Origin of the sequence: Lacticaseibacillus porcinae, assembly GCF_003946305.1 — a bacterium.
Taxonomy (GTDB): Bacteria; Bacillota; Bacilli; order Lactobacillales; family Lactobacillaceae; genus Lacticaseibacillus; species Lacticaseibacillus porcinae.
This window is the reverse complement of sequence record NZ_RHNS01000007.1, coordinates 62,084-86,918: the sequence shown is the minus strand read 5'-3', so window position 1 is coordinate 86,918 and position 24,835 is coordinate 62,084. Positions and strand designations below refer to the sequence as shown.

The 24,835-nt window shown below is 48.1% G+C and carries 26 protein-coding genes; 19 read left to right on the top strand and 7 right to left on the bottom strand.

The annotated features are described in order from the left end of the window. The first annotated feature begins 81 nt into the window (after nucleotides 1-81). A complete protein-coding gene (locus tag EKM92_RS07395; protein WP_164509929.1) occupies nucleotides 82-1,641 on the top strand; it encodes a glycosyltransferase family 39 protein in 1,560 nt (519 codons plus the stop codon). Nucleotides 1,642-1,928: 287 nt separating this feature from the next. Further along, nucleotides 1,929-2,372: a GtrA family protein gene (locus tag EKM92_RS07390; RefSeq protein ID WP_338035109.1), complete on the top strand. Its 444-nt coding sequence runs from the start codon at nucleotides 1,929-1,931 to the stop codon at nucleotides 2,370-2,372. Between the two features lie 66 nt (nucleotides 2,373-2,438). Here the strand turns inward: EKM92_RS07390 and EKM92_RS07385 are convergent, their stop codons facing one another. After that, entirely contained in the window at nucleotides 2,439-3,365 is a 927-nt protein-coding gene (locus EKM92_RS07385) for a glycosyltransferase family 2 protein (RefSeq protein ID WP_125709397.1), read from the bottom strand. Nucleotides 3,366-4,032: 667 nt separating this feature from the next. Between EKM92_RS07385 and EKM92_RS07380 the strand changes: the two genes are divergently transcribed. Then, complete coding sequence (locus tag EKM92_RS07380; protein WP_125709395.1) at nucleotides 4,033-4,902, top strand: hypothetical protein; 870 nt, start codon at nucleotides 4,033-4,035, stop codon at nucleotides 4,900-4,902. Continuing rightward, a complete protein-coding gene (locus EKM92_RS07375; protein WP_125709393.1) occupies nucleotides 4,902-5,597 on the top strand; it encodes a hypothetical protein in 696 nt (231 codons plus the stop codon). The genes EKM92_RS07380 and EKM92_RS07375 overlap by 1 nt, the downstream gene beginning before the upstream one ends. Nucleotides 5,598-5,651: 54 nt before the next feature. Here the strand turns inward: EKM92_RS07375 and EKM92_RS07370 are convergent, their stop codons facing one another. Further along, nucleotides 5,652-6,152 (bottom strand): thiol peroxidase, encoded by a 501-nt coding sequence (locus EKM92_RS07370; protein WP_125709391.1) that lies wholly within the window; start codon nucleotides 6,150-6,152, stop codon nucleotides 5,652-5,654. Between the two features lie 90 nt (nucleotides 6,153-6,242). Here EKM92_RS07370 and EKM92_RS07365 point away from each other — a divergent pair, with 90 nt between their 5' ends. Next, the gene (locus EKM92_RS07365; protein WP_125709389.1) at nucleotides 6,243-6,707 is read left to right on the top strand and encodes a flavodoxin domain-containing protein; all 465 of its coding nucleotides are present in this window, start codon (nucleotides 6,243-6,245) and stop codon (nucleotides 6,705-6,707) included. On the opposite strand, the gene EKM92_RS07360 is transcribed toward EKM92_RS07365, so the two are convergent. Continuing rightward, nucleotides 6,704-7,000, bottom strand: coding sequence for a hypothetical protein (locus EKM92_RS07360; protein ID WP_125709387.1), 297 nt, complete (start codon nucleotides 6,998-7,000; stop codon nucleotides 6,704-6,706). The two genes, EKM92_RS07365 and EKM92_RS07360, sit on opposite strands and share 4 nt — an antisense overlap. Then, a complete protein-coding gene (locus tag EKM92_RS07355; protein ID WP_125709385.1) occupies nucleotides 7,000-7,644 on the bottom strand; it encodes a YdeI/OmpD-associated family protein in 645 nt (214 codons plus the stop codon). Before EKM92_RS07355 ends, EKM92_RS07360 begins: the two co-directional genes overlap by 1 nt. A gap of 127 nt (nucleotides 7,645-7,771) precedes the next feature. Between EKM92_RS07355 and EKM92_RS07350 the strand changes: the two genes are divergently transcribed. From EKM92_RS07350 to EKM92_RS07340, 3 genes are read left to right on the top strand one after another with little or no spacing between them, the layout of a single operon-like run. Then, nucleotides 7,772-8,317, top strand: coding sequence for a biotin transporter BioY (locus EKM92_RS07350; protein WP_125709383.1), 546 nt, complete (start codon nucleotides 7,772-7,774; stop codon nucleotides 8,315-8,317). A gap of 26 nt (nucleotides 8,318-8,343) precedes the next feature. After that, the gene (locus tag EKM92_RS07345) at nucleotides 8,344-9,306 is read left to right on the top strand and encodes a biotin--[acetyl-CoA-carboxylase] ligase (RefSeq protein WP_125709381.1); all 963 of its coding nucleotides are present in this window, start codon (nucleotides 8,344-8,346) and stop codon (nucleotides 9,304-9,306) included. Further along, nucleotides 9,299-9,598, top strand: coding sequence for a CHY zinc finger protein (locus tag EKM92_RS07340; RefSeq protein ID WP_125709379.1), 300 nt, complete (start codon nucleotides 9,299-9,301; stop codon nucleotides 9,596-9,598). The genes EKM92_RS07345 and EKM92_RS07340 overlap by 8 nt, the downstream gene beginning before the upstream one ends. A gap of 45 nt (nucleotides 9,599-9,643) precedes the next feature. Here the strand turns inward: EKM92_RS07340 and pepF are convergent, their stop codons facing one another. Beyond that, nucleotides 9,644-11,452 (bottom strand): oligoendopeptidase F, encoded by a 1,809-nt coding sequence (gene pepF / locus EKM92_RS07335; RefSeq protein WP_164509928.1) that lies wholly within the window; start codon nucleotides 11,450-11,452, stop codon nucleotides 9,644-9,646. Between the two features lie 144 nt (nucleotides 11,453-11,596). On the opposite strand from pepF, the gene EKM92_RS07330 reads away from it, so the two are divergent. Further along, on the top strand, nucleotides 11,597-11,944 hold the full coding sequence (locus EKM92_RS07330; protein WP_125709375.1) for a hypothetical protein: 348 nt from the start codon (nucleotides 11,597-11,599) through the stop codon (nucleotides 11,942-11,944). A gap of 314 nt (nucleotides 11,945-12,258) precedes the next feature. On the opposite strand, the gene EKM92_RS07325 is transcribed toward EKM92_RS07330, so the two are convergent. Next, nucleotides 12,259-13,275, bottom strand: a complete 1,017-nt coding sequence (locus EKM92_RS07325; protein WP_225420742.1) for a YeiH family protein — start codon at nucleotides 13,273-13,275, stop codon at nucleotides 12,259-12,261. A gap of 107 nt (nucleotides 13,276-13,382) precedes the next feature. Here EKM92_RS07325 and EKM92_RS07320 point away from each other — a divergent pair, with 107 nt between their 5' ends. Then, the gene (locus tag EKM92_RS07320; RefSeq protein ID WP_125709373.1) at nucleotides 13,383-14,177 is read left to right on the top strand and encodes a LysR family transcriptional regulator; all 795 of its coding nucleotides are present in this window, start codon (nucleotides 13,383-13,385) and stop codon (nucleotides 14,175-14,177) included. Nucleotides 14,178-15,055: 878 nt separating this feature from the next. Beyond that, entirely contained in the window at nucleotides 15,056-15,505 is a 450-nt protein-coding gene (locus EKM92_RS07315) for a universal stress protein (RefSeq protein WP_164509927.1), read from the top strand. A gap of 60 nt (nucleotides 15,506-15,565) precedes the next feature. Here the strand turns inward: EKM92_RS07315 and EKM92_RS07310 are convergent, their stop codons facing one another. Then, the gene (locus EKM92_RS07310) at nucleotides 15,566-17,884 is read right to left on the bottom strand and encodes an HAD-IC family P-type ATPase (protein WP_125709369.1); all 2,319 of its coding nucleotides are present in this window, start codon (nucleotides 17,882-17,884) and stop codon (nucleotides 15,566-15,568) included. A 127-nt stretch (nucleotides 17,885-18,011) separates the two neighbouring features. Here EKM92_RS07310 and EKM92_RS07305 point away from each other — a divergent pair, with 127 nt between their 5' ends. The 8 genes from EKM92_RS07305 (at nucleotide 18,012) to EKM92_RS07270 (ending at nucleotide 24,778) form a co-directional block, all read left to right on the top strand. Next, nucleotides 18,012-18,914 carry a proline iminopeptidase-family hydrolase gene (locus tag EKM92_RS07305; protein ID WP_225420741.1) on the top strand — a complete coding sequence of 301 codons (903 nt, stop codon included), beginning with the start codon at nucleotides 18,012-18,014 and terminating at the stop codon, nucleotides 18,912-18,914. A gap of 24 nt (nucleotides 18,915-18,938) precedes the next feature. Continuing rightward, a complete protein-coding gene (locus EKM92_RS07300) occupies nucleotides 18,939-19,280 on the top strand; it encodes a hypothetical protein (RefSeq protein WP_125709365.1) in 342 nt (113 codons plus the stop codon). Between the two features lie 579 nt (nucleotides 19,281-19,859). Continuing rightward, nucleotides 19,860-20,378, top strand: a complete 519-nt coding sequence (locus EKM92_RS07295) for a GNAT family N-acetyltransferase (protein ID WP_125709363.1) — start codon at nucleotides 19,860-19,862, stop codon at nucleotides 20,376-20,378. 22 nt (nucleotides 20,379-20,400) lie between these two features. Further along, the gene (locus EKM92_RS07290) at nucleotides 20,401-21,561 is read left to right on the top strand and encodes a cation:proton antiporter (protein WP_125709361.1); all 1,161 of its coding nucleotides are present in this window, start codon (nucleotides 20,401-20,403) and stop codon (nucleotides 21,559-21,561) included. Between the two features lie 99 nt (nucleotides 21,562-21,660). Next, nucleotides 21,661-22,317, top strand: a complete 657-nt coding sequence (locus EKM92_RS07285) for an HAD hydrolase-like protein (RefSeq protein ID WP_125709359.1) — start codon at nucleotides 21,661-21,663, stop codon at nucleotides 22,315-22,317. A 13-nt stretch (nucleotides 22,318-22,330) separates the two neighbouring features. Further along, nucleotides 22,331-23,026 (top strand): hypothetical protein, encoded by a 696-nt coding sequence (locus EKM92_RS07280; protein ID WP_125709357.1) that lies wholly within the window; start codon nucleotides 22,331-22,333, stop codon nucleotides 23,024-23,026. A gap of 9 nt (nucleotides 23,027-23,035) precedes the next feature. Continuing rightward, nucleotides 23,036-23,959 (top strand): alpha/beta hydrolase, encoded by a 924-nt coding sequence (locus EKM92_RS07275; protein WP_125709355.1) that lies wholly within the window; start codon nucleotides 23,036-23,038, stop codon nucleotides 23,957-23,959. 9 nt (nucleotides 23,960-23,968) lie between these two features. Then, a complete protein-coding gene (locus tag EKM92_RS07270) occupies nucleotides 23,969-24,778 on the top strand; it encodes a Rossmann-fold NAD(P)-binding domain-containing protein (protein WP_125709353.1) in 810 nt (269 codons plus the stop codon). The last annotated feature ends 57 nt before the right edge of the window (nucleotides 24,779-24,835 follow it).

Genomic DNA, 24,835 nt, shown 5'->3' with positions numbered 1-24,835 from the left:
TAGACTGCAAGGATATTGTTTCACGCTACTTGCGTTGCAAAGCTTATCCACATATAAGCGATGAAGCATAAGGGGGTTGAAATGAAGGGTATATCTTTTAGAATTCAGCAGTTTTTTTTATTGACTACATATGTTGTGACGATTTGGTCCTTGATGAGTGTTTTAGTAAATTATCGAATGGGCTCACTATATGGAATTTTTAGACGTGAGAATACTTTTCAAACGGTGGGTCGAATTGGATGGCTTTCGTTCTTTATTGCATTAGTACTGATCGTTGTCTTGTGGATATTAGGTCATGTTGCTCGGAAATATAAGATGAGCGATAAGTGTGCGTTTTTTCTACTAATAATTGAAATTCTAGTGCTTAGTGTGGGCACACATTACTTTCTGCGTAAGCTAGGATACGACCATCTTGTGGATGATTCTGGAATTGTCTATCGATGGATGACGAATTTCCATCAAATTAATCCGTGGAAAAACGGCGGTATTGATCAATATTTTTATGCAAATCCACAAAATATGTTCCTTGCACTGATCTATCGTCTCATCATGGCTTTATTTGGCTCAAACTTTTGTGCAACCGTTAGCGCTTTTTTTATGATTCACGCTGCGACCATTGTTTTATTATTTAAAACCCTCCGTCGCCTGAAATTGAACAATGTACAAGCCTTGTTGCTGGTACAGATATACTTCTTTGCAATTCAACTGACTTTGCATTCTGTTCTCGCATATACGGATACATTAGCATTATTTTTCATAGTTGTATCGTTATTCTTCTTTTCTGGATTTGTGGATCAACACAAGCCAATTCGTGCACGCCGATGGAATTTTATCTGGACAAACGTATTCGCAGTTATTGGATTTATAGGCAAAGGAACGATGTTAATTTATATCATCGCTTTGAGTCTGTATCTGGCATTAACCACTCACGGAAAGACGCGGCTTTTATCCATTGTGCCGATGGTTTTCTTAGTCGTTGGAAATCTTGGCTGGCACGCTGCAATTAATTCGAGTGGAGTTTATTCTGACTCCAACTTCGGACAACCTAACACGCATTACGTCATGATGGGAATCGATAATACGCCTATTCCTAAGCGGCTGGACCCACAACAGAAACAACTGTGGTCAGTTGGAATCTATGAAAAGAGTGAGCAGGATTATTCGTGGCATCTGCTATATGATAAACAGCTTTCAAAGAAGAGTGTCGAGAAGAAGCAGCTTAAAATTTATAAGACGCGACTAACGAGCATGAATTTTTCTCAGCTTTTGGAAGCAATTAATAACAAGATTTCCGTTGTGTATGGGTCCGGCGACGCTAAAGTGACATTTAGTCTGCTCAGAGCATCACGCAATCAGATTCGAGCGGATTCGATTTTGACTAGTGATCATATCGGCAAATTACTGTATATCATTATGACAATAGCACAGTTGTTAATTTATATATCAATAATTGCGGCTTGTGTGTTTGGGCTGAAACATCCTGACTCGCTTCTATTTCTTGGAGGAATTTTTATTAGTGGATATTTCGCGTTCATGCTCATCTGGGAAGCAAATCCACGATATAGCCTAATACTATTCCCCATTGCGATAATGATGCTTGCAAGAACTTTGATTCTTCAACAAAACGCCGATTCGGTTTGACATACCGATCATTACCGAGAAACTTGGTGAAAAGCGCGATAAATTCAATTTAACGTCGAAGGACGCAAACCTTCCGGTATCGAAAAAATCTTAATTCTCGGGAGGTAAGTCGCTTCCATGAATGCTCGTCTTTATTCCGCATCAGGGCTGGAATAATGAATGACCGAAAAGCAATGCCAAAAATTTGAAGCAGTAGACAAGGATGATTTACTGTTTTTGATTTGTTGACCTAACATATACTTCAGCGGATAATCGACTCCAGTAATCAAAAAGGTAGGAGTATTTTCTTGATCAAATTATTCAATCGAGGCAAGGCGTTACTTGAAGAAAATCATCTGTGGGACGTATTCACATACGTCTTTTTCGGCGGTCTCACTACAGTGGTAAATATTGTTGTATTTGCTGGCGCAACGCATATTGGTATTAGCTGGCAAGTATCTAATTTCTTGGCATGGTTGCTTTCTGTTTTATTTGCCTTTGTCACCAACAAGTTGTGGGTCTTCAACTCACACACGGAATCATTTGGTTCTTTGGTGTGGGAATTCGCCAAGTTCATGTTTGCGCGTATCATTTCATTGGGTATCGATTACGCTTGCATGTTCCTGTTCATCAATGCGATTCACTGGTCGAATATGGTAGCAAAAATTTTGACTCAGATTGTTATCATCGTTGCCAACTATGCGTTTTCCAAGTTCATCATCTTTCGCAACAAACCTACCGATCACGTTTGATTCGAGTCCACAATAAAAATATGGCGTTACACTCTCATCAACTGAGTCGTGTGACGCCATATTTGTTTATTTGATTTCGTTAGCAATATAAATCGGCCGGTTCTTGATTTCGAGATAGATCTTGCCGATGTATTTGCCTAAGATTCCAGTCCCAAATAACTGCAGCCCGCCAATCATCAAGAAGATGGATACCATTGATGGCCACCCTGCAACGGAACCACCCCAGAACAATGCACGCACTACGATGAAAATCAACGCCAGCAAGGACAAGAAGCATGAAGTTAGCCCTAACCATGACACAATGTTCAACGGCGTTTCTGAGAAGTCGATAATTCCATCCAGCGAGTATTGGAACAAACTACCGAAGCTCCAGCTAGTTTCACCATGTTCACGTTCAACGTTTTGATAGGGGAGATATTTGGACTTAAACCCGACCCAACCGAAAATTCCTTTAGAGAAGCGATTGCGTTCACTCAAAGACAGCACTGCGTTAACGTACTTAGGCGTCATCACGCGGAAATCACGAGCACCAGGCACGATTTCAGTTTTCGAGATCTTGTTAATAACTTTGTAGAACATATTCGAGAAGAAACTTCTCATCGCTGGCTCCCCAGTCCGGTCCATTCGCGCGGCGCCTACCATTTCATAGCCTTCGCGAATGCCTGCGAGCATGTCTTTCAACATGGCTGGCGGATCTTGCAAGTCGGCATCCATGATCGTGTACAGGTCGGCTTTCGCATTTTGCAAGCCGGCGTACATGCCAGCTTCTTTGCCGAAGCCGCGGGAGAAGTCGATGTAGTGGACATCAGGATCCGTCAGTTGCAGCTGTTGGATCTCAGCGAGTGTGCGGTCGACTGAGCCGTCGTTGATGTACCAAAAAATCGGTTTGTAGTCGGGCAGTTCAGCAAAAGTCCGCTGCACGGCTTGATAAAACAGCGGCACGTTTTCTTCTTCGTTATGACAGGGAATGATAATGGCAAGCGATTGCGTCAAAATTCTGCCTCCAAGCAGGTGAGTTGTATATGGTTAAGGGTACACTGAACCCCGCGCGCTGACAACTGTCGTGCCGCAGAATCTCGGCAAAAAAAGGTAAAAGGGCGCACAAAATCCACGAAACAGTATTCTGCTTCGTGGATCTCTGGCTTTGACGCCAATTCAATTACGTTCTAGCAGTTCATCATCAAGCGCGTGTCTGCGTCGCCTCGGCTTATTGGACCTTGACCACGTTCGGGACTAATCAGCTTTGCACTGCCTTTGGTCCACAGGCGTCACTTTCCTCCTACGTCGCCATAGGGAACTCGACCCGGTGTCACTGGTTTGAACCCCACAGGGGCCCTTCAGTACCGGTACTCTGATACGAGAGATCCAACGTTGCACAACAACCAAACGTAAAAGTCGCTGTGGCGCTGCGGGTCTGTCTCATTCGGTTTAACGAAGCTCTTCCGCTTCGCCATGAAGTGGTACAGGCGACTTGGCCTAAGCCGTCTACTCCTCCTGACAGTGATGATAGCGCCATCAAAAACTAAAGTCAAGTATTTTATCAAAGTGATACGCATTTTTTTAAAAAAGGGCAACCTCAAATTTTAGCTGATGGAGAAGCTTAGAATTTGCCGGATTTGAAAGTCGCCGCCATACTACAGTCAAAAGGAGGTGATCGCAGATGTCGATGCATGCTCGAAGACGGTTGAAGGTTCGCGGGGTGGTTGTCGATACGATCACAGTTGAATTGATGTTTTCAGATGGGACATTTGAACAATTGGCAACTGTGGTGATCGGCGGTGTCAATTATGCGCGGATCAACAAGTTTGAACAGTTAGCGTGGCCACCACAAATCGTGTTAGCAGAGTATGGGGCACCATTTTTCCAGAAAAACGGTCAAATGGCTTATGCGCGGATGCTGGCGTTCAATGGGATGTTAACTAGAGTTTATGTGATGAAGAATGCCCAGGATCGTCAACGCGCTGAACGGCTGTTGCGACAAATGCGTGGGGTGTTGATCACCAAGTTTCAAGATTGGCTGGCCCACGAAGTTCACCGAAAAGACCCGACGTGGCCGCAGCAAGTTCGGGCTTTGTTGCACGCAGTCGATGCGTTCGGTGCGCAACAGCTGACGTTAGAACAATTGCTACAGCGTTTTGAAAAAGCGTTTGAGCCGCTGGGGTCTCATCATCAAAAGCGCGGTCGCAAACTGATTCGAGAAGTTTTGGGATTAGCTGCGAGTTACGATTGGCGATTTGCGCGCCGTTTCCCCGTCGCCTACCTTTTCCGCAACTTGCGCAAGGTGGAATTCTTTATGTATGGCGACAATCGCGACCTTAACGTGAAAATGATCACCGACGAAGCCAAGGCCAACATGTCAGAAGCCGAGTTTTTGCAGCAACAGTTTGCTCAAGTCAAAACGCAACAAGCACAATTCAAAGCTGAGCAGATTCCTTTTTACACCGCGGCGTGGCTACAAGCCCAGCATGACTTTAACCGCTCGGTGTTTGAACTTAATCAACTTGAGGCTTATCAACAAGGAGGTTTATGATGCAAGGTGAAATCAGCGGGAAAGTGTTAGGCGTCGACACTGTGGCGACACTTGCAGGTACCGACAGCGGCGTGGTGCGCGTGTTGAAGCTGCAAGTCGAGGCTTCGGCGATCGACTCAGAGGAAATCAACGTTGATGATTTAGCGGTGGCGATGGTGCCATTTTCACAAGTATTTTATCAAGACTTACATTTGCAAACGCCGGTGACGATTGGCGGCGAAATCCAAATTCGCAAAGTCATGCCAGCAGGTGAAGAAAAACGGTTAGCCAAGCAACTCGACCAGCTCCACACCCGCGCGATTGGTGCCTTGAAGGTGTGGATCAAACGTTATCACTTGCAGGCGCAACAAGCGGCGTTAACGCAGGTGATGAATCAATTTCTCAAAGGCAAATTCTCGATGGCAGCCTTCAGTAAACAAATGCAACACACCGCATTTGGTGACGACCAAGACACGAACACCCGCGTCGAGAAACTCCGCAAAGCGTTACAGCCGATTTTGAAAGCTCGTGCGGCATTAGTGAAAGATGCGCCATCAGTGTATTGGTTCGTCGACGCTGACACTATCGAATATCGCGGCGCTGGGGACCCACTTGAAGCAAGTGGAGAACTGCAAGTGATCCGCTTAGATGGCCATTCACTGGAACAAAGCTGGGCGAAGTGGCAACAAGAAATGGCTGACGCAGCAAAATCCTAAATCGCATCACAACAAAGCGGCTAGGGCACAATGTCCTAGCCGCTTGATCATGCATTAATGTGCCTGATGTGCTTCCAAATACGCTAATGCACTGCCGTAATCAGGTTCTTGGGTTTGTTCCAAGATCAACTCGCGATAAGCGATATGACCATCTGGGGCAATGATCCAAACGGAGCGCGCGTCGGTGTGGTTGTCAGCGACATACAGTCCCATCGCGGTGCCGAAGTTGTCGTCATCATCGCTGAGCAATTGAATGTGATGCACGTCTTCGGCAGCACACCAATTTGCTTGTTGCGCGGTGGTGTTGGTGGAAATGGTATAGAAGCCAACGCCATCAAATTCATCCATCGCTTGGTTGAATTGTTTCGTCGAAATCGAGCATACGCGGGTATTGATATCAGGAACAACCGAAATCAAGTTGTAACGCCCGGAAAAATCCGCTGTGGTCACGGTTTTGCCGTTAGCGTCAGTTAAACGAAACGCTGGCAGCTGATGACCTAAACTTGGTGGCGTGCCAACAGTTTGTTGCGGGGTACCATGTCGTGTGATCTGCATTCCAATTCCTCCTTTTTACTTAAGTCGAGTGTACCATGTTTGAGTCCTAATGGGGTAATTTGGTATGCTTGTAGATAAGAGGTGAAACACATGCGCACGATCAAGGTCATTTACCAATCGCAAACAGGCTTTACCCAAGCATTCGCCCAGCAACTCGCGCAAACATTGCATGCAGAGTTGGTGGACACGAAGTTGATTGCGCCAAAAGATTTCGAACATGTGGACGTCGTTTTGTATGGTGGTCATGTGTCAGGCCATCAAATTGCTGGCTTTAAACGGTTCTACCGCCAATATGCGGAATTGTTGCCGCCTCATTTCTTGGTGTTTGGAACCGGCATTTTTCCCATGAGTTTAACCGAAGTGGAGAAACTGCAAGTTAAAAGCTTCGCCACCTGTCACCAACAACCCGTATTTCGCTACTTACAAGGCCAACCAGAAGTGGATCTGCCTTGGCGCTTGCGGCTGAAGCTCAAAGTTAAAGGCGGCACTGATGCGGAAACTTCAGGCTTAGAAGCCGTGCGGCCAGTGCTTGAAGCAGTTGATCATTTGCTTTAATTCAACGCCAAACACAAGTCGGTGTCTTGAAAGCCGAACAATGGGCGAATGTCGTCTGGTTCGATCACATGCACGAACGCTTGCCGCCACTCAGGTTTGTCGAGAAGCATCATCACTTCCCAAACTTTCAGTGGTTTGCCGGCAGGTTTGGCGTGGATCCAAAGTTGGCGTTGTTCGTCAACGAGTTGTAATTCAAACGATTCAATATTTTCCAATGCCCCAGCGACTTTAACGCGCACTGGGGTGTTTTTGTTGTAGTCAGACAACAGCTGCAACAGATCTAACACTCGCATCACCGCGCCCCCATGTATTCTTCAAGGGTGCGATGACCTGATGCCAATACCACCAGCATCTGTTCAAAATGCATTTTCTGGGTGACTAGGCGCTTAGGCGAATAAATATAGCGCGCCCACTGGCTTTGCATCGCCGGCGTCAAGGCATGCCACTGTTTGGCAAGCTTAGCGTTTTGTTTGGTCAATCGTGCGAACAATTGCGGCACTTGCGCATCATAGTCAGCGAGGCGGGTTTTCGTGGCGACAGCTTCTGCCCACTTCAAATCAATCACGGTGAAGTTATCGTCAAAACTTAACATCGACAGATACTTGAAGCCGCTGTTGCCAAGCAGTCCGGTGCGGCGATCAAATTGTAGCGCCTGCAACATGGCGTCGCGGCTGATGCCTTTGAATTGTTGACTGGTCGCCTTGGGGTAAAACAAATACACATGCCCATCAAAGGCCAGCAAGTGATCTTTTGAAATCGCCGCTAACCGCTGAGTGGCGGCAGTCGTCGACATGGCGACCACCACCCGCAAGTCTGTCGCTTTCGTGGCGCGCGGCTCAAAATCAAGGTTGGCCAAGGCATTGTGGACCGGCTCTGGCAACGATTCAGCGACGCGGTGATGAAACTTAGAGAATTTAAATTTCGCGAGTTCAGGCATCAACTCACCTCCTGTTGTTAGTGTACGCCGCCACGGGAAATTTATAAATAGCTAATTGTAACCCGATAATTGACAAGTGGGTGACAACCGATTAAACTCAGGTCATTCTAAGAAAACAGGTGAGTTTATGGGGCAAAAAGCAACTTTGAAGAATTTGATGCAAGCGGCCATGGTATGCGCATTATTAATTATTCTCGGGTTATTTCCAGGGATCCCGTTAGGTATTATTCCCGTCGCTGTCGTCTTGCAAAACCTCGGCGTGATGCTCGCCGGAGAAATTTTACCCGCGCGATATGGCACCTTAGCCGTTGGGGTATTTTTATTACTGGTCGCGTTAGGGTTACCCTTTTTATCAGGCGGTCGCGGCGGGATAGCGATCATCGCCGGGCCCACTGGTGGGTATCTGATCGCGTGGGTGTTGGCCCCGGCGTTGAATGCTTGGCTCTTACATATCACCGGCGCGGCGCACAAACCCGCATGGCAAGAATTCTGCTGGGCTACGATTTTCTTGGTGGTGTTCGTTGATGCGATCGGTAGCATTTGGTTAAGTGTCCAGTCGCATATGCCACTGACTGCAGCGCTCGCGTCCAATGTGATGTTTGTGCCAGGGGATCTGTTGAAGCTAGGGTTTGCGGTGATGATTGCCAGACGCCTACGAAAAGTCTTACACTAAAGAGACTAGTGTAGGAGGGCGACACCATGAACACCAAACAACGCGTTTTAACGGCATTACTTGCAAATGGGAATGAATGGCATTCTGGCGACAGCTTAGCATCAGAATTAGGCTTGTCGCGCGAATCAGTGTGGAAGGCGATCAACGCCTTGCGCAAAGCGGGACATGAGATCATCGCCCGAAAAAGTCAAGGCTACCGTTATGTGGGCTGTTCGCATTTAGACGAGATGGTGATCGCTTATCACCTGCAAAATGCCTTGCCGTTAACCGTTGAAAATGTCGTCACTTCTACTCAAGACGTTGCCAAAAGTTGGTTAGCCGCGCAAACGACAGTCACAACGGCAGCGTTTGTCGCAGATCGTCAAACTCATGGCTACGGCCGTCGTGGACGCGGATTTTATTCCCCTGCTGAAAGTGGGTTGTATCTGTCGCTAGTGATCCCCAATCCCCAAGCAGATCTGACGCAAGTGGGGTTGTTGACGACAGGCGTCGCAACGGCAGTGGTGGCGGTGTTACAAGATTTCTTCCCCAATGCAGACTTTGGGTTGAAGTGGGTCAATGATGTGATGCTCAATCACAAAAAAGTAGCGGGTATTTTGTGTGAAGCAGTGCTCGCGTTAGAGTCAGCCACGAGTGCGGCGTTTGTCATTGGCGTTGGCTTGAATCTGGATACCGCAAGTTTCCCTGATGATTTGGCAAATGTCGCTGGTGCCATTAGCGACCAAGCAATCGATCGCAATGCGTTGGCGGCTAAGTTGATTTCGGCGATTGTTGAACGTGCCAGTGATTATCAAACCGCTGCTTTCCTGCCTGAGTATCGGCGACTTTCTACCGTCGTTGGCCACTCAGTTACCGTGAAACTCGGGGAACAACAATTAACCGGTAAAGTCGTTGATATCGCAGATAATGGTGGCTTGGAGTTGTTGACTGACCAAGGGGTGCAAACCATTACTGCTGGAGAAGTGGTGAAAGTCTCGGTTGATGAATGAAATTAAAGGCCTGCACGTAGATGTATGCGGCCGTTGTGTGCATTATCACTCAGAGGTTGACGTCGTCGCCTTGTGGTGCAAACAATGTCAACAGTTCTGGGCCTGTTACCAATGCCACGACACGCTGTGTGATCATGACTTCATGCCGCTCCCAAAAGCCCAAGCGCCAGTGTTATGCGGTGCTTGTCGGCAAATCATGACGTACGCACAGTACCAGATCGGGCAGTGTCCATTTTGTGGGCATGGCTTTAATCCTCGGTGCAGTTTACATACCGATCATTATTTCAATTAAAAAAAGGCGTGTCACGATTTTCAAAAAATCGTGGCACGCTATTTTTTAGATTTCTGCGCTTAACGTTTCGATGCGTTGTTCACTTTGATCAAGGAAGGCGATCATGTCATGTAGCGGCTTGGCAGTGGTGATGTCCACACCGGCCACTTGTGCTTCTTGAATTGGGGTGAGGCTGTCGCCTAAGGTTAAGAACTTTAACCAATCACTGGCGGCGTTTGCGTCACCAGCTTGCAACCGCAAGAACGCACCAGTGGAAACGACCAAGCTGGCGGAGTAAGTATAAGAATACAACCCCATGTAATAATGACTTTGACGCATCCATGTCAATTCAGGTTTTCCGAAGTCGAGATCAACGCTGTCGCCCCAGAACTCGCGAAGGACGCCGAGCTTCAATTCATTGAGCTTCGCCGCGTCAAAACTTTCGCCTGCATCGATCAACCCGTAAACTTTGGCTTGGAAGGCAGCTTCCAGCAAATGGGTGACGCAGTTATGGAAGTAAGTATCATTCAACAAGCGACTCAAAGCAAACCGTTCAAACCGCGGATCGTGATCTTTTTCCAACAAGCTCTTAGTTAACAGCAATTCATGGAAGGTTGATGGGGCTTCGACAATATACCACGACGGCACATTACCGAGAATTGAGTGATGCTCATCTGCTAACGTCATTTGCCCACAGTGGCCAAGTTCGTGGATCAAGGTGTACAAACTTGGCAACGTGTCAGCCCAACTCATCAACACATAAGGATGGGTGCCATAAGGACATTCTGCAAAGGCACCAGATTCTTTCCCGACATTGGCGGAAAAATCCACCCACCGATCAGTGAATGCCGGGGCAATGCGGGCTTGATAATCCGCACCTAAAGGCTTTAGCGCATCATTGATCATCGCTGGTGCCGCGTCGCGAGTGACTTTTGGTGAAAAGTCAGGATCAAGGTCTACTTGCAAGTCGGTGTAAGTGATGCGATCAAGGCCTAGCGTTTGCTTCAAGTGCGTGACATACCGCCGCATCACGGGCGCTAAGTCGTGCATGATGGTGTTGACTTGGCGTTCAAACATCGCCCGTGGGACTTCTTGTTCGGCTAATAAGTAGTCGATCACTGAATCATAGCCGCGCATCGTGGCGAGCGTTTTTTCTTTGGTGACTTGTGCGAGGTAGCCAGCAGCCATGCCATTTTGATAGTTTGCTAAAGTGTCGCAGAATTTCAAATAAGCAGCGCGGCGAATGGTGACGTCTGGGTGTTTTTGATATTCTTCTTCATATAATGTAAACGATAGCGGGTAAGTTTTGCCGTCGACAGTGAATTCACCAAAATCCATATCGGCGAAAACCGATTGCGCGCGGATCGCACTAGGCGCATCGAGTACCGGCGCCAGTTGACTCAGCGCTTCTTCAACGGCAGGGGCCAAGGCTTGCTTGCGGCTTTGTTTAATGTGGCGAATGAAGGCAGCGTGGTCAACAGACTTTGCTGCGACTTGATCGAGAACGGCATCGTCTAATTCACTGAGTTCCGCTTCAACAAAATGTAGTTGACTGTCCCAAGTTGCGAGCAAGTTGTCGATACGGTGGCTAGTGGCAGCAAGCTTGCTGTCAGTGGCGTCAGTGCTGACGGGAAAGCCGGTGTAGCAGCTCAAGTGATTCTCATTTTCTAGGATATGTGCGTAATCATCAAGCGCGTCGAAGATCACCGGCACCTGACTTAGCCGACCTTGGTAAATGTGTTGAAAGTCTTGGATCAATTCTTTGGTGGCTTTGATCGTTTGCTCGAATTCAAAGTCATCTTTAAAAATCGCACTGAGGTCCCAAGTATCTGCAGTTGGCACTTGCGCGCGCGTTGGTAAGCTCATCGTCAACAACTCCTTTTTGTCACCAGTATAGCACGTTCTCTAATCTGACAAATTGAGTGATTTTTTGGGGAAAATATATACTCAAAAGAATATGCTTAGGGTAAAATAAGATTGAACGAACCGGGATACCGGTATCCTTAGGAGGAAAACATCATGGTCATTGATAATAACCACTTGGTGACACGTTACTACGACTTGCAAGCAGAGAACGCTGCTGGCTTTGCTGCAGTCAATGCCTACATCAACAAGCAACTTGAAAGTTTATACAACGATTTGAAAACCACTTTTTCTGACACCGTCGTTTTCCAACTGGAAGACGCCATGGCTGCAGGCGAAGCTGGTGGGTTGAACCTTGATCCTGCCGAAGAAGAAATCGCTGTGACCAACTATGTGTTGAAAACGATCGATGGCTTAGGCTTGTGGATCCAACCAGAGCAAGAATCCGATCCCAACACCATTGTTGCCAAACTCAACTTTGGTAACCGCAGCCGTTATTATTAATTTTTGGAGATCAGCCTCGGCTGGTCTTTTTTCGTGGGGGCAAGCGATTGGGCCGTGGCCTCCAGCTGGTCGGCGCGGCGAAGTGAGGGTCCTCGGCGGCGCTAACTTGCGTCAGTCGCTGCGCTCGTTCCGCAAGTGGATCTCCACCTGCGGGTTCTCGTAAGCGATAAATCGCTAACGAGAATCTCACCACGCCGCGCCGACCAGCTTCCGACCACGGCCCAATCGCTTGTTGACTGACTCGCCATGATAGCAGCTTTCAATAATTAAAAATCGCGCGAGACCTGAGTGACTTGGTTTCGCGCGATTTGTCGTTAATGTAAATGGAGTAAGCTCAACAAGCTTAAGGCCGCGATGATTTGAATTGAACCGACGCCTAAGCCGTATAATAAGAACTTCTTGCCTTGTTGCATGAACTTCGCAAAGTTTAATCGCAAGCCGATCGCCGCAAGCGCCGTCGTTTCAAACCAGCCGGAAACGTTGTGCGCTGAGGCGTTGAACAAGTTTGGTAAGTTCACGAAAGAGTTCAACAAACATAAAATCAAGAAGGCGAGCACATACCAAGGAATGGGGAGGCGCTTTTTCCCAGTGGCGGCAGTGGTTGTGGGTTGATGACGTTTGGCAAAACGTTCAAACACGGTGACGACCACCACTAACATAATGATGCGAGTGATTTTAAACAGCATCGCGTATTGCACGGTTTGGGCGTTGAGCAAGCTCGCGCCGGCGACAACTTGGCCGACTGATTGCAAGGTGCCGCCAAGCAACGCGCTTTTGGCGAGGAGATTGTTGCCGAACACGGCGATGCCTAAGAATGGAAGGGTCAACATCATCACGGTCCCTAGCAAGTTGACTAAGGTGATGATCTGACCTTTTTCTTCGTCATCGGCTCCGATGGCAGGGGCGATGGCACCGATGGCACTGGAGCCGCACACCGCGTTGCCCCCTGCCATCATCAATGACCCAGTTTCGGAAAAGCCAAGGCGACGACCGAGCAAGTAAGCCCCGCAGATCACGATGGTCATTTCACACCAGACGTAGATCAAGCCGCGCCAACCCATTTGCCCGATGGTTTGGAAGGTGACGGTGAGGCCGAGCAACACGACGGAATATTCAAGTAAGCGACTTTCTGCGAACTTGGTGCCGATCGCTAAACTTGGTTGTTTGAAATAGACGTTACCAAGGACGATCCCGAGCAAAATGGCGATGGTCGCACCGCCGAGTTGCGGTAGCAGTAAGCCCAGCAACTTGGCGATGATCGCCACGAGGATTGATAGCGTTAAGCCGGGAGCGATGGCACGGGTTTTTGACATAGTAGTGGTGGTTTCCATATAAACTCCTTCATGTAATGGGATGAGTTTAATGATACGAGATATTTGCAATCAATGGGATTGATTGCGATAATATTAGCTATCAATAAAACTGATCGGAGATTCTCATGAATAATCTGGCCACCTTCAAATTAGTGTATGAAACTCGTAGCTTCTCCAAAGCCGCAGGGATGCTGTTCATCGCCCAGCCCACAGTATCCGCACAGATCAAACAACTCGAAGCCCAGCTGCACACGACGCTGTTTATTCGCAATGGCCGCGGGGCAGTGGGGTTGACGCCTGCCGCTGATACGCTTTATGAAAAAGCCTGCGAAATTTTAGCAACATGGGATGATGTGCAAGTGCATTTAAGCAACGGCCCAGCGCATCAACAATTACGCCTGTTTGCGTCGCATAGTTTTGCGATGTATTTGTTGCCGCAATTGTTGCCTGAACTGAACCGCCAGTTCCCACACATTGCCTTCGGCGTGAATGTCGCCAACTCCCAAGCGGTGCAAACCGCAGTCCTCAATCACGACGCCGACCTCGGTTTTATCGAAAAGCCGCTAGCGGCCCGCGGCATCGAACGAATCGAATATTTAGCCGATCAACTGGTGAAAGTCGGACAAGGGGAACCTTGGTTAGTGCGAGAATCAGATTCTGGCGTTGGCTATTACACCAGGCGTTACTTAGCCGAGCAAAATAGTTCGCCAAAGACCATGACGGTGGCGTCTAATGCGGTGATCGTAGAATTATTGAAAGCAGGCTTCGGTCAGTCGATCATTTCCAAGCGTGCAGTTGGTGAGCTACCGTATGAAGATTTAGGTGAAGATTTCTTGCGGCATTTTTATTTGATCAGTCGCGTGGGGGATGCAGGGGTGCAAAAGGTGTTGAAATCGTTAGAGACTCTGGTTCGAAGTTGAAGTTTTGTCAGTGAGTATCATGACATGATACAATGAAGTCATGCAAAAACACCATGCGGCCAACATGGTGTTTTCGGAACAAATGAGGTCTCGCCTGCTTTTGTTGCGTAAGGGCGATAGTCAGATTACTTTAATGCATCAGCCGCGTAAACTTTCTAAGTGTAGCGCGGCTTTTTTTATGTTTACGTTTCTCTGGCGCAATGCTTGTTTTTTTGAATTTAATCTGTAAAATCATTGTTCGGAGAGTTGCAACGAATTCACGCGAATGTTATTATATAGATACAACAAACGCACGGCAACACAACCCCCATCTGCTGGAACAGATGGGGGTCTTTTTTCGCATAGCCGGGGAAGACTAGCGGTGTGACTGTTTGACGCAGTCTCTAGGTCTATCGCCGATCATTTAGCCAGCGCTCGACTAGTATAAGGACTAGACCCACCACACATGGGCCGATAAAGACCTCTACAACAAATTGCACGACAACACCCCCTTTCGAGGCAGCTGCCGAGCTTAGTATATCATGTCAATCAGAGAAACACTAATAATTAGTAAGCTGATGAAACGTTATTTAATTGCTAATAAAAAAGGCCGCCATGGGCTTGGCGGTCAAAAAAGGGTTGGGGTTTATTTATCACTTTGGAGGAGTGATGATCGACACCGGCGGGGACCGGTGCCGAACAGAGAAAATGAAAAAGTGGGGTAGAAATAAGGGGGTAGCTCATTTCTATGTTTCCTATATTACCCACGAGTTGTGGCGAAATTGTGAAGCGTGTGTGCAAAGATTGTGCCGATGCATTTTCTTAAACGACATCGCAACCTTTGACTCGCACGAAGGCCTCAAATTGTGTTACATTAAAGCCAGAAGGGAGCGATGCATATGACACAACGCGTACTCGTCGCGATCGATGGCTCTGAAGCTTCAGATCGCGCTTTAGCTAAAGCGGTCACTGTCGCAAAAGAACGGGAGTGGGGGCTGGATCTGATTCATGTGATCGACACGCGCCAATACACTGCAGGTTTCGGACAAACTGGCACGGTCGATGGTAAATTGTTGTACAACGCTGAACAAACCGCCGAAGCGCAACTTGAGGATCTGATCAAGCCATTGAAAGAACAAGGCATCGATGCCAAGCCACATATTCGCTTCGGTTCACCGCGCGCAGTGGTTGCCGTTGATGCGCCGAAAGATTACAATACCGGCTTGATCGTCATCGGTCGTTCGTCTAAGAAGTTGGTTTCGCGGATGTTTATCGGTTCTGTGGCCAGCTTCGTCGTGGAGAACGCGCCATGTGATGTGTTGATTGTTGCCAATCCTGAAGTTAAATAAATCTAAATAAAAAATACTCGCAAACGCTGTGAATACCGACGTTTGCGAGTATTTTTGCATTTATCGCCAATGGATCTTCGCCAGTACTCGCTTCCCTAAGAATTCTTGCAAGAACATATACACCGGCAAGCTGGTCAAAATCAGCGGTCCATAAACGATAAAGCGGTCAAAGCGCCACAAGTTGCTTAACGAGAACACCTTGCCGACGACGAAGAAAACGCCGAACAACGCAATGGAAAGTAGGATCATCATCGCATATTTATAGCGATTGAACGGCCGCGCATTGATGAACAGCACATGTAACTCGATGACGCCGATCATCAGCACCACCATTGTTGACGTCGCGGCAAATGACCAGTGGAACCAATATTCTCCCCATGTTAATACCAACGTATACAAGACAATCGCAACGGCACCTGGGGCGGCAATGGTCATGACTTTTTGCATGAACTGACCGACGACGCGATCGAAGTTTGGCTCTAACGTCAACAAGAACGACGGAATCGCCACGGCAATTGCAGAAACAGGCGTTAAGTTGATCGGGGTGATCGGGTAGTCAAGCGGCAAGAACACGAAAATCGCCGTTAAGATCACTGAGAAAATAGTTTTGACCAAATACATTGACGCCACGCGCTCGATATTGTTGATGACGCGGCGGCCTTCGTTTAACACATTGCACAACACGTCGAAGTTGGAATCCAGCAACACGAAATCAGAAATACTTTTCGCCGCTTCAGCACCGCTAGCCATGGCGATCGAACAATCCGATTGCCGCAACGCTAACACGTCGTTGACGCCGTCGCCACACATCGCCACGGTATGGTCTTGATGTTGCAACGCTTGGATCAAATGTTTTTTCTGTGGTGGGGTCACGCGACCAAACACGGTGTGAGTCGTCGCTAAGTTTTCGTAATCGGCGTCGTCAGCGATTTGACTCATGTCGACATAGGCTTCAGTGTTCGCCATCCCGGCGCGTTTGGCAATGTTGGCAACTGTGACGGGATTATCACCAGAGATCACTTTTAAGTCGACGCCTTGCTTTTTGAAAAAGGCAAAGGTGCTTGAGGCGGTTTCTCGCAGTTCATCTTCAATGTAGATCAGCCCCATCAACGACAAGCCAGCTAGTGGGGTGGTCAATGCCTGCGTGGTGCGCGCCACAACGAGGACGCGCAAGCCGTGAGTCGCTGAATCATTGATCTGTTGGGTGATGTTTTCAGGCAACCCCTCAGGAAACACAAATTCTGGCGCCCCCATGATCACACTGTGTCCGTCTTTGAACGTCGCACCAGAATATTTGCGGGCACTGGAGAAAGGAATGGTTGTCGCAATTTCTGAATGGGGATCATCGGCGATTGCTTTGATCGCCAGTGCGGTTTCATTGTCATCATTTAACGCATATACCACCGACGCGGCGGCATGTTGCACAGATGCTTCATCAAAGTCTGCTAGCGGAACGATCTGCGCGACTTTCAAATGTCCAGAAGTGATGGTACCAGTTTTATCTAAACAAATCGTATCCACGCGCGCTAGCGACTCCAAAGCTGACAACGCGCGGACTAACACACGCTTGACTGCTAAGTTCCGCGCAGACACTGCTAAAGCAACGTTGGTCAATAACACCAAGCCTTCAGGGATCATCCCGATGACAGCCGCAGAAGTGGATAACACTGCGCGATTGTAATTGCCACGCCGCACTAACGATACCGTGAATAAGGCAATGCCCAAGGGGATCAACACGTAAGTTAACACTTTAATGATGCGATTGATGGTGGCAAGGAGTTGACTTTTGGTGTCGTCACCTTTTTTCGCTTCTGCCGAAAGCTTTGCGGCAAAAGTATCCCCAGCAACTGCCGTGACAGTCATACAAGCAGTCCCGGCAACAATGAAACTGCCAGATAATAGTTGGTCGCCAACGGTTTTAGCGATGGGATCACTTTCCCCAGTGAGTGGGGATTCGTCTGCTTCAATGCCATCGGTTTGCGCGACACTGCCATCAACTGGCACTTGATCACCGCGATGCAGCAATAACAAATCACCTTCAACGATTTCATCTTGGGGGATCTGCACATCCTCGCCATCGCGTCTGACTGTGACTGGCGTACTGGCTAAAATGCGCATCGCATCGATTTTTTTCTTGGCGCGGAGTTCTTGGAAGGTGCCGATCGCAGTGTTAATGATCGCCACACCTAAGAATAGGAGGTTTTTATATGAGCCTGTGGTGAAGATCAATGCGCCAAGGGCGACGTTGACCAAGTTGAATAACGTCAGCGTGTTTTGGGCAATGATGGTCGAAACGCTGGCGGATAAAGGCTTTTGCGCGGTATTGGGTTTACGCTTAGCGACTTGCGCTGGCGATAATCCAGATAATTTTTCAGACATACGCCACCTCCTACTTCTATTTTAACCAATGCTGAAGCAAACAGGGTAGTTAGATGCACAAGTTAAGACAATTTTGGCAAAACCGTTTCCATTCGCCTATAATAGTAGGCAGATGGGAGTTGATTTTTTGGCAAAATACAAAGCAAACGGCACACGCTTTATCACCTTAGACAACGGGTATCACCTGTGGACGCAAACCACCGGCGCTGGCCCGATTCACTTAATGACCTTACACGGTGGCCCTGGTGGCACCAATGAAGTGTTCGAAAACTTCGGCGAGCGCTTAGCACCATACGGCGTCACCGTTACCCGCTACGATCAATTAGGGTCATTTTTCTCTGATCAACCGGATTTCTCAGATCCTGACAATCGCAAAAAGTTTCTCAACATCGACTACTATGTCTCAGAAGTTGAGGAAGTTCGCCAAAAACTCGGCCTTGATCACTTCTATTTACTTGGACAGTCATGGGGCGGCGTATTGGCAATCGAATACGCCTTACGTTATCCCGAACATTTAGCTGGGGTCATTTTGTCATCAATGATTGACAACTTAGATGAATATTTGCAAAACGTCAACGCCATTCGCGACAGCATGTTCAACGCCGACGACTTGGCTTATATGCATGACGTTGAAGCCCGCCACGCCTTTAGCGAACCACGCTATGAAGCGTTAGTTGCTGAACTTGGTGAACATTACTTGCATCACCAAGCCGATGCCCAACCGCGGCATTTGATCTCAACCATGGGGACGGCAGTGTACAACTACTTCCAAGGCGACAATGAATTCGTCATGGTCGGCGCTTTGAAAGACTGGGATCGCCGCGGGTCGATGAAAGACATTAAAGTCCCAGCTTACTTGACCTTCGGCGGCCATGAAACCATGCCCCTTGATGCCGCTCGGCGGATGAACGACGAAATTCCAAATAGCACCTTGCACATCACCCCTGATGCAGGACATGGTCAAATGTTAGACAATCCAGATGATTACTTCAAACATTTAGGCGAATGGCTCCAACAACAAAACGCCTAGCCACAATTACAAGGAGGATTCACCATGTTTAAAGACGCAAAACAAATTGCCAATAAAATTGTTGATGCCACGACTGGTCCTTTGAATACCTTCGATCAAACTGTTTCTGAAAATCCTGATTTGATCATGCCACTTGCCGCCTTACACGCTAGCATTGTGGCGTTGTCCATTGCTGGTGCAGTCGCGATCATTCGCGGTCATCAAGAAGTGCGTATTGCCAAAGAACAAACCAAGCAGATCCGCATGAAAGCCATGATTGAATTTCACGGCAAGCATCATCCCGGCTGCCGCCATGGCCATCATGGCAAACCTGGCATGCATCACCACAACCCGCATTTACTTGCCCAACACGACGACGGGGAATAAGCGTTAAGGCGAGGACCGGTAAAAAATGTTCCGGCGGACTGGACGTGGAACGCGGTGTCGTTCGTCGGAGCTAACTTTGCATTCGCTACGCTCATAAACGCAAAGTGGATCTCCTTCTCACTGAGCGCTAAGCGATAAATCGCTAAGCGCTCCACGGCTGACGTCCAGTCCGCCTCCCCACTTTTTACCTCCGCTCACTGAATGACATTCGTTGACCACTCACAAATTTGAGTGGTCACATGAAGATGCAACGAGATGATCGTTTGCGTCATATTGCCGCGTCAGTCACGTCGCCGCGTTTTGAATTTGGGCCGGAAGCTGGCCGCCACTGCATAGTGAGATTTCTGTTAGCGACGTGTCGCTTACAGAAAGCCGCAGGGGAGATCCACTTGAGTCATGAGCAACGCGAATGACTCAAGTTAGCTCCCCCGAGGACCCTCACCACGCCAAGCGAGCCAGCTGGAGGCCCAAATTCAAAACCTCCCGCCACCTTTGTATGAAAAGCCACAAAGGATTTAATTGAATTCTCATCTCAAATAGCAGACAATGGAAACAATCACATTTTTGGAGGTTGTCCATATGGCTGCTATTTTTGTTCGTCCAGGGACGCAAGACGATATCGATTCGATTTTGGCGATTATTCAATCGGCGCGGGAATTTCTCGCACAACAAGGCATTGATCAGTGGCAAGGCACTTATCCTGACCGCGCCGCCGTCCAAAAAGATATCGATGATGAAACCAACCGCGTGTTGATCGTTGACGGCAAAGTCGCTGGCACTGGAAGTTTGATCGACGGGCCAGATCCTTTTTACAAACGTATCGATGGTGACGGTTGGATCGGCGATCGCAATTACATGATGATCCATCGTTTTGCCTTAGACGGTAAAGTCCGCGGCCAACAACTCAGCAAATTCTTCATGAGTAACTTAACCACTGAAGCTTATTCACTTGGTTATCGCGACTTGCGCATCGACACTCACGCCCAGAATCAAATCATGCAGCATGTGATCAAAGCCGCAGGGTATCAATTCCGCGGCATTGTGTATCTCGATGAACCAGTACCTGAACGCAATGCCTATCAATTGTTGTTAGACTAGTTTTTCAAAAAGGGGGAGCACCATGGGGTATTTAGGGACACTAGCTTTGATCTTGTTAACGACCATGATGTTTGCACATTTCAGCTTGAAACTCGGCATCCCCGCAGTTATCGGTGAATTACTTGCAGGTGTGTTGCTAGGCCCAGCTTTGTTGAATTGGGTCCAGCCGACGCAATTGGTGTCAGATTTTGCAGAGATCGGCGTGATCTTCTTAATGTTTATCGCCGGCCTTGAGTCTGATCTCACCATGCTCAAAAAGTATTTTCGCCCAGGCGTCTTAGTCGCAGTGATCGGCGTCATCGTCCCGGTGTTTGCGATTTTTGCCTTTGCAAGAGCTTGGGGCTTCAACTTTGTGGCAGCGAGTTTCTTAGGGATCACTTACGCGGCGACTTCAGTGTCAATTTCTGTGGAAGTGCTGAAGGAACTGAAAGCTTTAGATACGAAAAGTGGGGCCACGATCTTAGGCGCTGCGGTGGTGGATGACATTTTAACCGTCATCATCTTAAGTGTTGCCGTCGGGGTGTTTGGCGAAGGACAATCAACCACTAGCTTGCCGTTATGGTTAAGTTTGATCGGTCAAGTATTGTATTTCGGCGTGATTTATCTCGTTGTGAAGTTCGCCGCTCCTTATTTGATGCATTTGGCAGAGCGCTTATATCCAAGTTCTGCGGTGATGATCATGTCGCTGCTATTGTGTTTGGGGATGGCGTATTTAGCTGATGTTATCGGGATGTCTGCAGTGATTGGGGCGTTTTTTGCCGGCGTTGCAGTGTCGACGACGCCTTATCGCCGAGAAGTCGATGCCAGTTTAACGTCGATCGGCTATGGGATCTTCATTCCAGTATTCTTTGTTTCCATCGGGTTGAACATGCGCTTAGATGGCTTAGGCCGCGACCTTGGCTTCATTGTCATCATGACGGTGCTCGCGTTGTTGACCAAGTGGGTCGGCTGCGGCTTTGGCTCTAAGCTTGCGGGACAGTCGTGGCATGATGCCAATGTCGTCGGCGCTGGCATGGTGTCGCGTGGGGAAATGGCGTTGATCGTTGCCCAAATCGGCTTTGAAGCGAAATTACTCCATGAAGATTTCTATTCCAGTGTGATCATCGTCATTATCTTAACCACCTTGATCGCACCATTCTTATTAAAATATGCCTTGCGCCGCAAAAATGCAGCAGAAGCTTAAACTACGCTCAGTCAACTGATGGCTGAGCTTTTTTCTTGAGATTTGAGCCAATCGCCTTTTTCTTGTAAACTATAAGCATTACGAAAACGAGGTAGACGATTGAAACAACTCTTCTTTGATTTTGACGGTACGATCGCAGATTCTCACCGCGGCATCATCCATGGCATCGAGTACATGCTCCAACAAATGCACTTGCCGAGCTTAACTGATGCGCAATATCGCACCTTCATCGGCCCAAGCCTCACTAGCAGTTTGAAGCGCTACTTTCCGAAGTTGACTGATGCGGACTGCGCACAAGCAGTGAAGTATTACCAAGAGTTATATGCAGATTCCGCGATTTTTGAATTAGATTTGTATCCAGGTATTCAACAAGTGTTAAGCGACTTGCAAAATGCCGGTTATCGCTTGAACGTGGCGACGGCTAAGCCTGAAGTGATGGTCGATCGCATCATTGAACATTTTGATTTAGGGCAGTACTTCACTGGTGTTTATGGGGCAACGCTTGACGAATCGATTCGCTCTACCAAAACCGCGGTCTTAGCATACGGATTGGAAAAAGCGCAAGCCAACACTGCAGAAAGTTTAATGATCGGCGATCGTGATACCGATATGCAAGGCGGGTTCAACAACCATGTCCAAACTCTTGGGGTGACTTATGGCTTCGGCTCGGCAGAAGAATTGACCAACGCCCATGCAGCAGCGATCGTCGAAACCCCACAAGCGATTCCTGCAGGCATTGCCAAACTGATGGCTTAGGAGGCTGGTAACGATGCAATTGCGCGTTGACTTAAATGATGACCAAACGACGGTGTTACTGCCTGATGATAACGGGCAATTGGTGTTTGCCACTCACGCGTTAAAAGTCCCGGATCATGGGGTGGTACTGCGGGTGCAAGGCGGTCAATTCGTTGGCTTTGATGATGGGGATGCCGATGAGTATGTCGCAATTTCAATACCTTGGACGACTGAACCTCAATATTTACGAAAGGCTTTACAAGGTGACGCGATCCCTAAGGCACAACAACCTTACGTGGAGACGGTCAAGCAGATCTTATCGCGTTTTGGCGTGCAATTAACGCCAGCAAAACCGAAGAAGCGCCCAGCTAAAGCGACGCATCGCTTCACTAAAACGTTAGCGGACACACCATTTATGATTGATCATGATGGCTCAAAGGCCACTGTGTATTGGCGTAAACGCAATGAAATGGAAATTTTACCTGGCGCCACGCTTTCCATGACCCCACATGTCACCAAAGATGGGGCATTAGGGATTGATACCAAGTTTGGTGACAAACTGCGCGCTGATCATCAAAACGCGATCGCAGAGGCACAAACAACCGCATCAATCGTGTTGCGTAGCGTCAATGAAGTCGGGTTGTTTCTATATTATGGTGGCACCAACTCGTGGTTGCAGCTCAAAGATGCCCAAGGTAAAACATTAGACGAATGGACCAAAGTACAATAGGAGGGACACATGCATAAAAAGCGTTGGTGGATATTTTCAGGGGTTATCGGCGTCTTATGCTTAGGGGTACTAGGCGCTAGCATTTACTTTTATCAATTTGCCTTTGTCCCTAGCCACAAAGACTTTTTATCCAATAAACAACCGGCGATTCAACAATCTGCGGCGGAGTGGTTGGCGCACACCACCAAGCAAACTTGGCATATGCAAGCAGCCAAAGCAGACTTACGCTTAGTCGCCGACTATGTCCCAGCGGCCATTACCTCTAAGAAAACCGTAGTGATCGCACATGGTTACATGGGGAAAAAAGAAGACATGGCTGCCCGCATCAAAATGTTTCATGATGCTGGGTTCAACGTTTTAGCCCCTGATGATCGCGGCCATGGGCAATCTCAAGGCGATTACATTGGTTATGGTTGGCCTGATCGTTTAGATTATCGCAAATGGATCGACAAGCTTTTAGCAAAAACTGGTACTGATCAACAAATTGCCCTTTACGGCGAATCTATGGGTGGGGCAACGGTGATGTATGTCAGCGGCCTCAAACTCCCCAAGCAAGTCAAGGTCATCGTTGAAGATTGTGGCTACACTAGTATTGTCGACGAACTCGCCTATCAAGCTAAAAGTATGTATAACTTGCCGAAGTGGCCATTGGTGCCAGCAGTCGCAGCGTATGCTAGCCTGAAGGCAGGCTATAACGTCTTTGCTGCCGATGCGCGCAAGAGTTTACAACGCAACAGTCGACCGATCATGTTGATTCATGGCACCAAAGATACGTTCGTGCCGACAGCGATGGTCGATGAACTCTACAAAGCCGCTCACGGCACGAAAAAGTTGTGGAAAGTCAAAGGCGCCGGTCATGCGCAAAGCTTTTATCATGATCCGGCGACTTATCAACAAAAAGTGGTCGGCTTTATCAATGCACAGATGCACTAAGGAGAAACCATGTCAGAGATTTCACATACCAGCCGCGGTTGGCTAGCTTTTTTTGGATTGATCGAATGTGTGTTATTGGTGATGTTTGCCATCAGCTTGGGGATGACCTTGACCATTGGCACCCCAAAGTCTGTGTCCAAACAATTACAAACGGCACCGGCAAGTGTCAAAATCAACCAAAGTCTCAATACTGAGCTAGTCAACCAAGCCAAAACCGCCGGCATTGCCTTACCTGAAAACACGCAACTGGTCAGCCTCAAGCAATCGAAGCAATTGACTGATCAAGCGGTGATGGCCAGTGCTGACTTTCAAAAGACGCTTGACACGACGGCGTTAGTCACCAGCTTGACCACAACGATCAATCAACAAGCTGCCAAGGCCCAACAACACCCAGGGGCCAGTCGCGTGGCCCAAGTCACGCAAAGCTTATCTAAAGATATGACGTTATTGATGCAAAGTGGTTGGGGTGCAGCATATGGGATGTTAGTCTTAATGATGCAAACGACCACCATTGTCACCGCTGTCCTTGGAGTGATCATTTTATTGCTGATGCGGTTGTCTGCGCATTCGTGGCAACGTTTCTTGCGCGTTACTGGGCGATTGACTTACATCATCGGTATCGGCGGTGGATTGTTGAGTATTGCCGCTGGGATGCCGAGTTTATCAGCACAATGGTCGATCGGTGGGTCGCCTATGGGGATCGTCAGCCAATTGATGCAAGCTTATGCCCCGTTGTGGCAGCGCGTCGCCGGCATCGTGATCGTCATTGGCTTGTGTGGCGCGGGGTTGAGCTACCTTTTCCGAAATAAACAAAAATAGTTTTATAAAAAAACATCAAAATAACACCTGCCAATTCGTCGACAGGTGTTATTTTAT